Source organism: Frankia sp. AiPs1 (genome assembly GCF_023716945.1).
In the GTDB taxonomy this organism is placed as follows: domain Bacteria; phylum Actinomycetota; class Actinomycetes; order Frankiales; family Frankiaceae; genus Frankia.
Genome location: NZ_JAMQQF010000126.1, coordinates 1 through 13,663 on the forward strand (window position 1 = coordinate 1; position 13,663 = coordinate 13,663).

Sequence of the window (13,663 nt, forward strand, 5' to 3'; positions counted from 1 at the left end):
GGCAATGCCCTGACCGGGCGTGTGGCTCCCGTCGCCGGATCGGTCGCGCCCAAGCCACCGCCAGCCGCGACCTCGGGCAACGCTGCGGCTGGGCCGGCAGCGGCGGCCCCCCTGGCCCAGCCGACGACCAAGTCCTGGGCCGACACCGCGACCGGCTTCTGCCTCGACAGCGACGGCTCGAGGATCTACACGCTCGACTGCAATGGCGGCGAATGGCAGCAGTGGGTCCGGGACGGGCTCCGGCTCCGCAACCTGCACACCGGCACCTGTATGGCCAGCGCCGCCGGCGGCCACACCGCCGACGGCACCGCAATACCGGACTCTCTTTACGCGACCGCCTGTGACGGCTCAGCCGGCCAGCAATGGGTGGCCGGGTCCAGCACCCGCTTCGGACAGGCTTTCCGCAACGCGGGCACGGGCAAATGCCTGGACAGCAATCAGACCAGCCCGAACGGAACCGGGTACCAGGCCTACACCCTGCCCTGCAGTGGCAATAACTATCAGAACTGGACCTGACCGTCGTGAACAGTGCGTCGGGTAAGCCCCCAGGCGTGGAGGATGAGATGAGGACTGGCTACCGTCCGTACGCATTCCGAAGTCGGCTGATCCAGGTTGCCGATCAGCCAGGACGAGCTCGGTGCGGAGGACAACCCGCCGCTGCGGGTTCGACCATCCTCACCGAGGTCGCCCCGGCACGCTGATCAGCCGTTCGGCGGCCCCAGGTAGATCCGACCTTCGCTACCTCACCAGCGTCTCGCGGTGCGCTGGCCGGGCGGGGGGTGCCGAGGCCCCGGTCAGGAGATGGCGTTCTTCGCGGTGGCGATGCCGTCCGCCGAGGTGGTCTGCAGGATGTCGTTGAGCTGCGTGTCGGACGGCGTGTAGTCGAAGAACTTCTTGTAGAAGTCGCGGGTGACCGACCGGAGGTCGACGTCGGCGAACAGCGAGGGGTTGAGGACCTTCGCGACCCACTGAAGCTGGACCGCCTGCTCGACGGTGTACTGGCCCCACGCGTACAGCCCGCGCGGGTCGATGAACACCTTGTCGGACTTGACCGCCTTCAGATCGCTCCAGCCGCTGATCTTCGACAGGCCCGCCAGCACCGAGGCGCCGGTGTCGGCGGCCAGGCCCTGGTCACCGCCCGGTGCCTGGATGATCACGTTGTCCGGGTTCCACTGCAGCAGCTGCTCCATGGTCACGTTCACGCGACTGCCGCTGATTCCCTTCGCGACGTCCGTCCCACCGGCCTTCGTGATCCACTGGTCCGGCAGCGACGACCCGCCCTGGACCACGATGTTGTTACCGGCGTACGCCTCGATGTACACCACGCTCGGCTTGGTCGTCGATGTCGCCAGCTTCGACGTCAGGGTGCTGTCAACCTGGTCGAAGTAGGCGTTGTAGGCCTTCGCCTTGGCCACCGCGGCGCCACCGTAGGTCTCCCCGGCGACGGTGATCGACTGCGTCAGCTGCGCGTACTTCGGAAAGACCATGACCACCGCCGGGATCCCCGCGGCCTGGAAGGGCTTCGCCGTGTCACCACCGGAGAGCGCGGAGACCACGTCCGGCTTCTGGGCGAGCAGCTGCTCCATGTTCACGTTGGCGCTGTGGAACAGCTGCGGCACCTTCGTGATCGACGGCTGCACGGCCTGCAGGAACGGAATCGTGCTCACGTTCTGCTGGATCGCGACCAGCTTGTCGCCGACGCCGAGCATGATGTCGGCCACGGTATGCGCCGGGAACTGCTCCGCGATGCGGTTGATCGTCGTCGGTACCGTCACCTTCGCACCCGACAGGTCGGTCACGACGTGCGTGGCCGGCGTCGCAGGTGTGGCCGGCGTCGCACTGGCCTTGCTGGCCCCGCCGGCGCTCGAGCTGCCCGAACTTGAACAGCCCGCCAACGCGAGCGTACCCGCGACCCCAACCGCGATGGCGACTCGTGCCGGGCGGCGCCTCGAACCCGCCGCCCATCCCCCCAAATAATTCACTGAAAGTCCCCCCGAACCAAGTGGCCAAACCCGCTCGCCACATTATGAGTAATAGTCACGGGCGGAAGTTAGCAGCGGGAAAAGACGGGCGTCAAGCCAGCCTTTCCGGCAACTTGATTCGATCCGCTCTCCGGCGTTGTACGCAACGTCCGGGCAGGCCGCTGAACCCGACACTGGTGTCCATCAGTCTTCGGGTGTCGTGCAACTGCGGGAATCGGCCGTCGGGCGGACGGGTCCGTATCTGGGTTACCCGTCTGCTGGTCGGGTGCACGCCAAAGAACGAGTGGTAGAAGGACAGCGTTCGTGGGGGACAGGGGAAGACCCGACCTCGCGGCAGGACATGACGCGGACAGTGCACGGTTCCCGGGCCGAGGGCGCACCCGTTGACCGGCGCCGTCCGGACCGGCGTCGAGGCCAGTGTAGTGGAATTTCACGGATCACCGCAAGTGTGGAGTTTTTGCCGTCCCAGGATCCGCATCTGCGGAGGATGGGATGGGGATCTGCTACCTTGTGTGCTGTTTCGATCACGGAAAGACTACATAGCGAGACCGCTCGGAGATCATGCTGACCTCGGTCGGGTACGGGCATCGTCGGTCCACGCGCACAGGCCGGTCCACGCGCACAGGCCGGTCAGCGGCAGGCGGCCGCCCAGCTACGGGCACGACCGCACGGGCGCTTGGCGTAACCACCGTGACGAGCTGGCGAGCTCACCCAGCGTCCGTTCACGGGCCGCTGTTGCGGGGAATGGGAGCCAGCCACACTGCTACGTTTTCCTGCAGTCCGGCAGCTCGAGCTTCGAGTGGCGGTAGACCGCGGCCGCATTCTGGGGCAACGGCACAAGGCGGATGCAACGGCACAAGGCAGAACAGGGACCACACCTGGCTCTGCTGATTCGACGTCTCATGCCTGGTTGTGCGCAGCACCGAAGAACCCGCCGACACCACCGCGGAACCCGGGCCGAACGGTGGCCTTCTGAACGGTGGCCTCGTGGAGCTCAGGAAAGCTGTCTCGAGGTGGCGGCCGGCCCCTGCGATCGGGTCATCGGTACCGCGGACGCGGGCCAGCCGCCAGTCCTGGGGCGCGACGGCGATCAGGTGGCCCGACAGCGCGGCGATCGCCCGGCCGATCGTGTCCTCGTTGGCCGGGTCCAGCGTGAAGGTCGCCTCGTCGAGCCGGAGCGGCGAGTGCCCCAACGTTCCTGGCGGGGCCCGGACGGCCCGGTGCGGATGCCCCGGCGATCGGGTCGCCGTTTGCGGAGTTTGAGGGTAGCCTTACCAAACATTCGACGGTTTCGGCTGGTCGGCGAGGGTGTCCACGAGGCGCGAGTGCCGCCGTCGGCACTGTGGGCTCCGCCGGTGGCAGCCCGACAACGCGGGAGGTCGGGTGGCTTTCGTACCCTGGCGGCGCCCTGGCCCGACGGCCCGATCCGCCCAGACCTGGCCGGCCACGGAGGCACCGCCGGTCGCGGAGATGCCGCCGGTCGATGGCTTGCCGGCCCCCGACCGCGCCGCTCGCCCGGCGGCCCGGCTTCTCGGTGAGGAGCTGACCCTCGCCTACGACCGTCGGATCGTTTCGCAGGGCCTCGCGGTGCGGATCCCCGACGGCGCGTTCACCGTCATCGTGGGCCCGAACGCCTGCGGCAAGTCCACCCTCCTGCGCGCCCTGGCCCGGGTGATGCGGCCGGCCGCCGGCACGGTGCGCCTCGACGGCGCGCAGATCGCCTCGTTGCCGTCGAAGGAGATCGCCCGCCGCCTCGGCCTGCTGCCGCAGACCGCGATCGCGCCGGACGGCATCACCGTCGTCGACCTCGTCAGCCGCGGCCGTTATCCGCACCAGACGATCTGGCGGCAGTGGTCCACCCGCGACGAGCAGGTCGTGCGCGAGGCCATGGCGGTCACCGGCGTCACCGATCTCGCGAGCCGGTTAGTCGACGAGCTGTCCGGCGGGCAACGCCAGCGGGTGTGGCTGGCGATGACGCTGGCGCAGGAGACGCCGATCCTCCTGCTCGACGAGCCGACCACCTACCTCGACATCACCCACCAGTTCGACGTGCTGGACCTGTGCGCGGACCTGCACGAGAACCACGGCCGCACGCTGGTGGCCGTCCTGCACGACCTCAACCAGGCCTGCCGATATGCCACCCACCTCGTCGTGATGGCCGCCGGGCGCATCGTCGCCGAGGGCCCGCCCGCCGAGATCGTCACCGCGGAGCTGATCGAGACGACCTTCGGACTGGCCTGCCGGGTGATCCCCGACCCCGAGACCGGTACCCCGATGATCATTCCAGCCGCCCGCCGCCGAGCATCCTCTGCCGTGGCCACCGCGGCCGGCCTGCGCGGCTGACGAGGCACGAGGCGGCGGGCGCAAGCCTCAGAAATCGTTAGCTCATATGATTTGGCGGTGTCGCGGGTCACGGCTGCCAAACCATCGGTGACGGCGTTCCGGCATCGGGTCAAAGCCGCGCCTCGGCCGTCGGTCGCCCTGTGCGGGTCCGCGGACCGGCCTGCGGCGCTCGCCTCAACGCGGCCTGGATCCATCGCGCAGAGCCAGGTAGAGCCACCCCCGAGAGCCAGTCGGGGCATTCCCAAGTGCCAGTTTCGGGCCATTCCCGAGAGCCAGTCGGGGCCATCCCTGAGAGCCAGGAGGAGCAGATGACTGCAGCACCGGAAGACGCCACAGGCTTATCCGCCACCTCCGCCACCTCCGCCACCTCCGCCACCTCCGCCACCTCCGCCGGACCGTCGGCCGCTGAGGCCGTCGTGCCCCTGGCCCCCGTGCCGGCGACGAAGCCGCAGGTGCCGGTCGAGGGGCGTTTTGCCGGGACCGTCGTCCTGGTCACCGGCGCCGGCCGCGGGCTGGGGCGCACGATCGCCGAGGCGTTTGCCGTCGAGGGCGCCACGGTCGTCGTCGCCGCCCGGACCGCCCGGTACGGCGAACGTACCGTGCGGAAGTTCCGTGAGCGGGGGCTGTCAGCCTCCCTGGTGCTCGGCGACCTGGCCGAGCGGGCCGACGTCTCGAAGATGTTCGAGGAGGCGGTCACCCGCCACGGGGCGCTGGATGTCGTCGTCCACAGCGCCGCCGACAACGCTCAGGGGCTGCTTGCCGAGATCGACGACGACGCGCTCGACTACCTGCTGCGCAGCAACGTCCACGCGCTGCACTGGATCACCAGGGCGGCGGTGCCGCACCTCAGTCGGTCGAAGCTCCCCGGGCGGATGATCTTCATCTCCTCGGGTGCGGCGAACCGCGTCTTCTCGCCCGGCCTGAATGCCTACGGCTCCACGAAGGCGTACCTGGAGTCGTTCGCCCGCGGCCTGGCCGGCGAGCTCGGTCCGCTCGGCGTGCGGGTCAACGTCGTCGGTCCGGGCCTGACCGTGACCGAGCGGATGCTCAGCCACCTCACCCACGCACAGGCTGACGCGCTGGCCAGCAGCTACCCGCTCGGCCGCGCCGGCCTGCCCGAGGAGATCGCCGCGGCGGTGGTGTTCCTCGCCTCCCGGGAGGCCTCCTACATCACCGGTGCCTCCCTGCTCGTCGACGGCGGGGCGAGCATGGTCCCCTTCCCGGCCCGCGGTGCCATGAGCGAGTCCGCCAGCCACTGACCAGACCGGCCAGCGGCGTCAAGGCCGACCCCGGCCGCATCGTGCGGCCGGGGGTACGCCCGGATGGTTACGCATTCCTCACCTTTTGGTCAGCCGGCGGAAGGCGGACCTCGGTCAGGAAGAACTCGTCGATTCTGCGCACCACCTCGGCGAACTGATCGAGATTCGCGGGTTTGGTGACATAGGCGTTGGCCTGAAGATCATAGCAGGTGACGACGTCCGTCTCCGCGGCCGACGCGGTGAGCACGACGACGGGGATCGACCGTAGGTCGACATCGGCCTTGAGCTCGGCGAGTACCTCCCGGCCATCCCGGCGCGGGAGGTTCAGGTCCAGCAGGATCAGGTCGGGTCGCCGCGCCTTTCGGTCCGCTCCGAGGGCGCGTAGATACGTCATCGCGGCCACCCCGTCCACGGCCACCCGCAACTGCGCCGGCACTCCCTGATCCAGTAACGCCACCTGGATCATCAGGGCATCGCCGGGATCATCCTCCACCAGGAGCACTTCGGTCGGAGCCGAATCCGGCACTGAACCTCCTCACGCCCAAATCTGCCTTCCCCCGCTCTGGTAATACCATTTCGCCGGACGCGGCCGGCGGCCTCGGGGAGCCTGCCTCCGCCACGCGCGACCCCGCCGCGGCCCGGCCCGCCATCGACCACTGCTGCCGCCCGGCGATTCCGCTGACCAGCGGTCCCGCCGCGTAGCGGGCCGCTCACCGGCGGCGGCTGTCCGGCTGCCCGGCCGCGGCTGCCCGGCCGTGGCTCTCCGGCTGGCCTGCCGGGTGTTCGTTCGGGTTTGCCGCGGCCCGCGGAGTGTTCCGGTGAACCGGTGGCGAGAACGCCGCCGGCGATGCGCACTGGCGGTGGGAAAGTGGCCGGCTCCGGGTATAACCGGATCACCGACGACCAGCGGATGGGAAAGGCAGTCGATTTCCGGAGACCACGGCGGACGGCGGACAGCGGAAAGTGGGTGTGGCAGTGGGATGCGGCGAATCGGTGCTCTGGGGAATCTCCTTCGACGCGACCCCCATCTCGGGCGTGGTGGTCGAGTTCGTGAAGACCGCCCGGATTTTCCAGCAGCGCGGCTACCGCGTCCATCTCGACCTCGGGTATGACGTGAAGGCCGACAAGAACGTGTTCTTCCAACCCTATCGGGACGAGGCCGCACTGTTGCCGGACTGGGTTCGGCTGGCCCGGATCGACGGGCTCGACTCCGTGCCGGGATATGACGCGAAATTCGCGACCGCCGTGCTCCGAGAGGTGGTCCAGGCCGGCGACGAGCGGCTCCTGCCGCGAGTGGAAGCGATTGCCGAGCAGATCAGCCACCGTATCGTCGACACCTGGCGGCGGCGCGGAGTCTCGTTTGTGCTGGTGGAGAACGGCACGCTGCCGGAGAACATCACCTACACCCGGGCGGTGTACCTGGCCATCGAACGGTACGGGCGCGAGGAGGGGCTCGGTCGATTCGTGCTCTGGCGCGACCACGACCTGATGTGGCAGAGCGAGCCGGCCGCGGGCAAGTACGGGATCTTTCCCTATCCGCACGCGGTCGCACCCGTGGACTCACCGCACATCCAGTATCTGGTCCAGCACGCCGAGGCCCGCCGCCGGATGCTGCACTGGCAGCCCGACCTGCATCATCTCGCGGTCCTACCGAACACGTTCAGCACGCCGCCGGCCGCCGTCGACGAGCACAACGCCGGTTTCCGCCGGGACTACGGCATTCCGGCGCAGGCGATCCTCATCGCCCGTCCCACCCGGCTCATCCCGCAGAAGCGCATCGACCGCGACCTCCATCTCCTCGCGGCGCTCCATGTCCATCCACGGCTACCCGCGGACATTTACCTGTTCGTCACCGGCGACCGGGCGGAATCGCCGGCCGAGTACGTGCGTCTCGCCGCGCTCGCCCGGCGGCTCGGGGTCGCCGACCGGGTGGTGTTCGGCGGCTGGCTCGCCCCGCACGCCGGCGAGGTGGGCCGACCGGCCGGGCACGGTTATTCGGTGCAGGACCTGTTCGCCCACGCCGACCTGGTCTCGTTCCTGACCTCCGGCGACTACGAGAGCTACGGCAATCCGATCGGGGAGGCCGTCGCCGCCGGCGTCCCCTACATCACCACCGGCTACGACCTGTACGACCTGGTCTACGGCAGCGTGGGATTTCAGGCGCCGGTGATGGATCTCGCGGCCGGCGACCTGCCAACCCCGCCTTTCGTCGATGCGGTCGCGGACCTGCTCGTCGACGCCGAGACGCGTCGGCGGACCGTCGCCGTCAACCAGCGACTCGGCGCCCGACGCCTCGCCTGCAGCCGCCGCCAGGTTCGCGACCTGCTCGACCGCATGGTAGGGCCGGCCACGGCACCGCGGCCCACGCCCATGGACGCCGGCATCCGGATGAGCGTCGTGCTGCCGGTCTACAACGAGGCGGCGAACCTGCCGGCGGTGCTGGCGTCGCTGTACGGCCAGCGTGGCGATGACGGTATGCCGCTGCGGAACCGGGTGCCGTACGAGGTGGTGGTCGTCGACAACAACTCCACCGACACCACGGTGGAGGTCGCCCGCCGGTTCGCCGCCGCGCACCCCGACCTCCCCGTCCAGGTGATCCAGGAGGGCGAGCAGGGGGTCGCCTGCGCCCGCCGGGCGGGCATGCAGTTCGCGGTCGCGCGCAGCCGGGCCCGGGCCGACGCCGAAGCGGCCCGGCGGTTCTACCTGGTCTCCGCGGACGCCGACTGCCGGGTCGACCCCACCTGGCTGTGGGAGCTGTTCGTCACCATGGAGGCGGGAAAGGCGGCGATCGGAGTCTGCGACTACTACTACCGTGCCGAGCACTTTGCCGGACGGCCGCGGCTGTGGGCCGCGATCGACCGGACCCTGCGCTGCCGCGCGGTGACCTTCCGCCTGTTCGGCGGCTTTCCCGACGGAAAGGGCTTCGCGGTCGAGCGCGGCGCGTACGAGAAGGTCGGCGGAATAGAGATCTTCTATCAGGTGCAGGACGGTCGGTTCGTCCCGCACCTGTCCGACGACTGGGATTTCGGCATCTCGGTGCGCGGATCCGGTGAGGAGATCGTGTACGCCCCGAGATCGCGGGTCGAGATCAATCCCCGACGGGTCGACCACGCCCTGGCCGAGGTCATCGCCGGCCGGGCGTACGGCCACGGCGGCACGATCGTGATGCGCGACATCCGGGACCCCGACCTGGCCGCGGACGGCGCCCGGGACCTCACCGCGGCGCAGGCACGGCAGGCCTGGGAGTTCTCCGTCAGGGACTTCACGCCGAAGAACACGATCCTGCCCGTCCTGCTCACCCCGTCCCTGCTCGACGACGACGCCGTGGCGGACTTCTTCACGCCGTCGTTGGCGCGGCGGCTGAGCCGGCGCATCGCCGAGATCCTCGACGAGATGCGCGTCGTCGACCTCACTCCGATCCATGCCTACAAGACGCCGAGCTACCGGTTGTACTTCGAGTTCGCCGACGAGATCTTCGCCCGGCTGCGGGCGACGGTGGGGTCGGACATCGGCCGTCCACCGCCGCTGCCGACCTGCCTGCGGGAGGTGCCCGACGGCCGGTTCCGGGAGTTCGTCCGCTATTACTGCGAGGACCGGGAGTCGGGCGCGGCCCACGACCACTTCGGCAACGGCGGGGTGTTCTGATGACCATCGTCGACGCGAACACGGAACTGGCGTCCCTGCGGGAGATCGACCTGTCGTACCCGACACCGACGGTGTTGCCCGTGCTCGGCGCGCCGTGCAACCGGGAACTGCTGGACTACGTCGCCCGGGATCCGTTCGGCGCGCACGTCTTTCCCGGGGACCTGGCCGACCATCCGCCGCAGCGGTTCCTCGCGGACCTCACCGACCAGCTCGCCGACACCGCGCCCATCCACCTGTGGTCCTACATTCCGACCTGCTCCTACCGCTGCCGCTTCTGCCAGTACCCGACGGTCCTGATCGCCGGTGATCCCGCGCAGGCCGCGGACCGGGCGGCCCGGTGGGTGGACCTGAACATCGCCGAGGCCAGGCTCTGGCTCGACCGGGTGCCGACCCTGGCGGCTGCGCCGATCGGCGAGTTCAACGTCTTCGGCGGCACACCGTCGCTGTTGCCCGCACCCGCCATCCGTAGGCTTCTCGAGTTCTACCGGGAGAACTTCGGCTTCACCCCCGACACCGCGATCCGGTTCGAAGGCGATCCGAGCAGTCTCACGGCCGAGAAGCTGACGACGCTCGCCGAGCTCGGCGTCACCAAGCTGTCCTGCGGCGTGCAGTCCTTCGATGACCGGGTGCTGGCGCAGTCCGGCCGGCCGCACACCGGCGCGCGGTGCGTGGAGTTCATCCGGGACGCCCAGCGGCTGGGGTTCGCCTGGATCAGCGTCGACCTGATGTACGGGCTGCTGGACCAGACCGTCGACAGCGTCCGCCGGGACCTGGACGTCATCGTGGACACCGGCCTGACCGCGGTGGTCTGCACGAAGCTCCACCTGCGGCCGTACGCCGAAACGAGGACCGGAGTCGCCGGGCAGCGGCCGGCGGCCTGGCAGATCCCCGCCTACCGCGACCGGCTCGCCGCCGACGGGCACCGTTGGCCGACCCTCGGCGAGCAGTACCAGATGCGTGAGGTGCTCACCGACGGGCTGGCCGGCGCCGGCTATGTGGAGCATCCGACCATGTATTTCGCCCGCGCCGGGCGCGGGCCCGAGACCTGGAAGTCGATCATGGTGGATCAGGGTCGGCAGGAGGCCGAGGTGGCGATCGGTCTCGGCGGCAGTTCGAGCTGCCGCGCCTCGGAGGCGATCACCGAGGTGGCCTGGGGGCGCTACACCGAGGCCGTCGAGTCCGGCCGGCTGCCGCTGGCGTCCGCCACGTCGTTCTCGCCGGCTGCCCGCGAGTCACGGTCGGTCCGGATGGCCCTGACCACCCTGCAACCGCTGCACGACCGCCTGCATCGCGACCGGTTTGCCGGCAGCTCCCTGCTCGCCGAGCCGTGGCTCGGCCGGTTCCGCGCCCTGGCGGACCGCGGGCTGGTCGGCGTCGACGAGGCCGCCGGGACGGTGACGCTGACCCGGGACGGCCGGACCCTGGTCGAGGCGATCATCAATGTCGCCCTGTGACGGGGGCCGTTGCGGCGCCCGGCGGTCAGCCCTCCCGGCGGTCGGCGGCGCCCGGCGGTCAGCAGTGCCCGGCGTGCAGGAGGGCCGAGACCGCGGTGAGTCTCAGCATGATCAGATCGTTGCCGTCCAGGATGCGCCTCAGCTCGTCGGGGTGGGCGAGCCGGTTTGTCAGGCGGGTGCGCATGGACCGGTCGTAGGCGATACGCCGGCCGGGTCCGGCCCGCTTCGCCACGTACATCGCGATGTCGGCGGCGTTCAACAGCTCCTCGCCGTCGTCGGGCTCGGGGCCGGACAGGGCGAGACCGACGCTGCCGGTCAGCACGATCGGGCGCTCCCGCAGCAGGCTCGGCACCGCCAGCGCCGCGAGCACCCGGTCGGCGATCGCCGCCAGATCCGCGCTGCTGGCCACGTCTTCGCACAGGACGGCGAACTCGTCGCCGGCGAGCCGGCCCACCACGTCACCGGGCCGCACCGCCTGTCCCAGTCGGCCGGCGGTGGCTCGCAGCACCTCGTCGCCGGCCTGGTGCCCGAGGGTGTCGTTCACCGCCTTGAACCCGTCGAGGTCGATGAAGAGCACCCCGACCCGGCGGTCGTCGTGGCGGGCACGGCGCAGCGCCCGATCGAGGTGATCGAGCAGCGCCGTGCGGTTCGGCAACCCGGTGAGCCCGTCGTGCAGGGAACGGTGGCGGATCTCGCTCTCCATCCGGAAGCGGATGGCCGCCGAGCCGAGCACCGCGGCGACCGAGTGGAGGAACCGAACCTCCTGGTCGGTGAACGCCTCCGCGCCCGGCGGCCGCTGGATCTCGATCGTCGCGAGGACCTGGTTGGCCCGCCCGACCGGGACCGTCAGACCGATCGGGTCGGCGAGGGGCGGCTCGGGCGGGACACGCCGATCCACGCGGGCGAGCAGGCCACCCCGCGCTCCGTGCTCGCCCACGTCGTGGGCCTGCACGAAGTCGGCGCCGAGATGGTCGGCCAGCGCCGTCACCGCGCGCTCCCACAACGCGGCCGGGGACTCGGCCTCCAGCGCCCGCTGGCCGAGGTCGGCGATCACGGCCTGTTCGGCGGACCGGACCCGCAGGCTCGCCAGGGCCTGCTGCCGTTCGGTGATGTCGGTGATCACTGCGGCGACGGAGCCCACCTCGCCGCCGCTGCCCGGGATGGGCACGAGATGCACGTCGAGCCACCGGCCGAACGCAAAGATGATCTCGTTGACCCGCTCCCCGTCCAACGCCCTGTGCATGATCGAGATCGCCTGGGGAAGGTCGGCGAACGTCTGGAAGATGGAGGACTGGCGCGCCTCTGACAGCCCCGCCGCGGCCTGTGGACTCGCCGTCCCCTCGCTCACCAGGACCCGGCCGTCGCGGTCCGCCAGGAAGATCGACACCGGGGTGTTCTCCACCACGAGCCGCAGCCGGTTGTGCGCCGCGATCTCCTCGGAGACGTCCTGGAGAGTGGACAGGAAGTACTGCTCGCCGTCGGGACCGGTCCGCAGCACGATGGTGGACAGGGCGTGCACGACGGAGCCGTCCGGGCGTAGCAGGCGCAGCATCATCCTGGTCCTGGGCTGGCCCGTCGCCAGCCGTAGACGCGCCTGCGCGGCCCAGCGTTCCTTGTCCTCCGGGACGGCGATGTCCTCCCAGGCCAGACCGATCACCTCGGTCTCGGGGCGGCCGAGGACGGCGCAGGCCGCCGCGTTGGCGCGCCGGATGCGATGATCTCGCGCGCCGGTTTCGGCAACCGCTATGTCCAGTACCTCGAAAAGGTCCGGACGCTCCCCCTGCGTCACGACCGCTCACCCACTCTGCCCGGCCATCTCCGCAGGCCTCATACCCGGTCGCGGCTAAGGTAATCAATCAGACACAATCCACAATGCCGGCGAAGATGGCGTCGACAAGCCGCGGGGCACCGGCGGCTGACCAGCTTTCCGCCGCCAGCCGCGGACGGGGCTGCCGGCGACGCTCGCTACAGTGACTCCGGTCGTGATCGGATTCGCGGTCGTGAACGGACCAGTCGCACGGGGAGATCGACGGGATGGATGTGGCGAGGGCAGTCCGCCGGGTGATCCCGGGGGATCCGGAGACGACGCGCGACCGGGTGATGGTGCCGGCGCGTTCGCTGTGGCGCAGGGCCTGGACCCGGCGCGGCATCGACATCACCTCGTCCATGGCGACGAGATCCTGTCTCGTGGTCGCCCCGCATCCCGACGACGAGACGTTGGGATGCGCGGTGGCGATCCTGCGCAAACGGGCCGTCGGCACCCCGGTCACGGTGGTGATCGTCAGCGATGGCTCCCGCGGGGAGCCGGCGACGCTGCCGCCGGCGGAGCTGGTCGAGCTGCGCAAGGTTGAGACCCGCCGGGCCTGCGCCCTGCTGGACGTCGACGAGTCCGACGTGCTGTTCCTCGGATTCCCCGACGCTGAGCTCACCGACCGGGTGGAGGCCGTCGCCGCCCGGCTCGGCGAGCTCATCGGCGCGCTCGAGCCCGCCCAGATCCTCGCGCCGACCTCCTGCGAGGGGCATCCGGACCACGACGCGACCAACGAGGCGGTCCGCCGGGCGGTGGCGGCGACCGGGTACCGCGGCCAGGTGCTCGAATACACCGTCTGGCTCTGGACGCACTGGCCTTGGACCCTGGGCTACGGGTCGGCGGGCTGGTCGGCGCAGCGGCTGCTGGTCCAGCCGGTCCATCGGTTGCGGGAACGCCGTCCGCTGCTGGTGGACGCCCGCGGCCTGCGGGAGCGCCAGCGCCTGGCCCTCGCGGAGCACGCCACCCAGGTGGGGGAGGGGCAGGCGGAGCCCGATGCCGCCGCGCCGGTGACCGGCTCGCTGCTCGCGACCCTGCAAAGCCCGTACGAGGTCTACGTCGACGCGGGCGCGCTCAACCACCTCGACTTCGACCGCCCGTGGCGGTCCGGCGCCGGCACCGACCAGCGCCGGTAGCGCCCGGCCTGGCGCCGCTCCCCGGGCCGACCCGCAC

General features: G+C 70.5%; 9 protein-coding genes. 6 read left to right on the top strand and 3 right to left on the bottom strand.

Features of this window, described 5'->3' with window-relative positions:
- The coding region (locus ND748_RS13770) for an RICIN domain-containing protein (RefSeq protein WP_251746200.1) at positions 1-516 on the top strand (516 nt) is incomplete at its 5' end.
- A 278-nt stretch (positions 517-794) separates the two neighbouring features.
- Here ND748_RS13770 and ND748_RS13775 read toward each other — a convergent pair.
- Positions 795-1,775, bottom strand: coding sequence for an ABC transporter substrate-binding protein (locus ND748_RS13775; protein WP_251746201.1), 981 nt, complete (start codon positions 1,773-1,775; stop codon positions 795-797).
- 1,677 nt (positions 1,776-3,452) lie between these two features.
- On the opposite strand from ND748_RS13775, the gene ND748_RS13780 reads away from it, so the two are divergent.
- On the top strand, positions 3,453-4,325 hold the full coding sequence (locus ND748_RS13780; protein ID WP_251746202.1) for an ABC transporter ATP-binding protein: 873 nt from the start codon (positions 3,453-3,455) through the stop codon (positions 4,323-4,325).
- Between the two features lie 308 nt (positions 4,326-4,633).
- Positions 4,634-5,584 (top strand): SDR family NAD(P)-dependent oxidoreductase, encoded by a 951-nt coding sequence (locus ND748_RS13785; RefSeq protein ID WP_251746203.1) that lies wholly within the window; start codon positions 4,634-4,636, stop codon positions 5,582-5,584.
- A 67-nt stretch (positions 5,585-5,651) separates the two neighbouring features.
- On the opposite strand, the gene ND748_RS13790 is transcribed toward ND748_RS13785, so the two are convergent.
- The gene (locus tag ND748_RS13790) at positions 5,652-6,110 is read right to left on the bottom strand and encodes a response regulator (protein ID WP_308205638.1); all 459 of its coding nucleotides are present in this window, start codon (positions 6,108-6,110) and stop codon (positions 5,652-5,654) included.
- 443 nt (positions 6,111-6,553) lie between these two features.
- On the opposite strand from ND748_RS13790, the gene ND748_RS34620 reads away from it, so the two are divergent.
- Positions 6,554-9,229, top strand: a complete 2,676-nt coding sequence (locus ND748_RS34620) for a glycosyltransferase (RefSeq protein WP_251746204.1) — start codon at positions 6,554-6,556, stop codon at positions 9,227-9,229.
- Positions 9,229-10,683: a radical SAM protein gene (locus ND748_RS13800; protein ID WP_251746205.1), complete on the top strand. Its 1,455-nt coding sequence runs from the start codon at positions 9,229-9,231 to the stop codon at positions 10,681-10,683. Before ND748_RS34620 ends, ND748_RS13800 begins: the two co-directional genes overlap by 1 nt.
- A gap of 58 nt (positions 10,684-10,741) precedes the next feature.
- Here ND748_RS13800 and ND748_RS13805 read toward each other — a convergent pair whose 3' ends face one another.
- Entirely contained in the window at positions 10,742-12,472 is a 1,731-nt protein-coding gene (locus tag ND748_RS13805; RefSeq protein WP_251746206.1) for a diguanylate cyclase domain-containing protein, read from the bottom strand.
- Positions 12,473-12,717: 245 nt separating this feature from the next.
- On the opposite strand from ND748_RS13805, the gene ND748_RS13810 reads away from it, so the two are divergent.
- Positions 12,718-13,626, top strand: a complete 909-nt coding sequence (locus ND748_RS13810; RefSeq protein WP_251746207.1) for a PIG-L deacetylase family protein — start codon at positions 12,718-12,720, stop codon at positions 13,624-13,626.
- Positions 13,627-13,663 lie beyond the last annotated feature (37 nt).

What these genes read in the sequence shown, in the direction of transcription:
- ND748_RS13780 (WP_251746202.1), top strand. Translation starts at nt 3,453, where the DNA reads ATGCCGCCGGTCGATGGCTTGCCGGCCCCCGACCGCGCCGCTCGCCCG.
- ND748_RS13785 (WP_251746203.1), top strand. Translation starts at nt 4,634, where the DNA reads ATGACTGCAGCACCGGAAGACGCCACAGGCTTATCCGCCACCTCCGCC.
- ND748_RS13800 (WP_251746205.1), top strand. Translation starts at nt 9,229, where the DNA reads ATGACCATCGTCGACGCGAACACGGAACTGGCGTCCCTGCGGGAGATC.
- ND748_RS13810 (WP_251746207.1), top strand. Translation starts at nt 12,718, where the DNA reads ATGGATGTGGCGAGGGCAGTCCGCCGGGTGATCCCGGGGGATCCGGAG.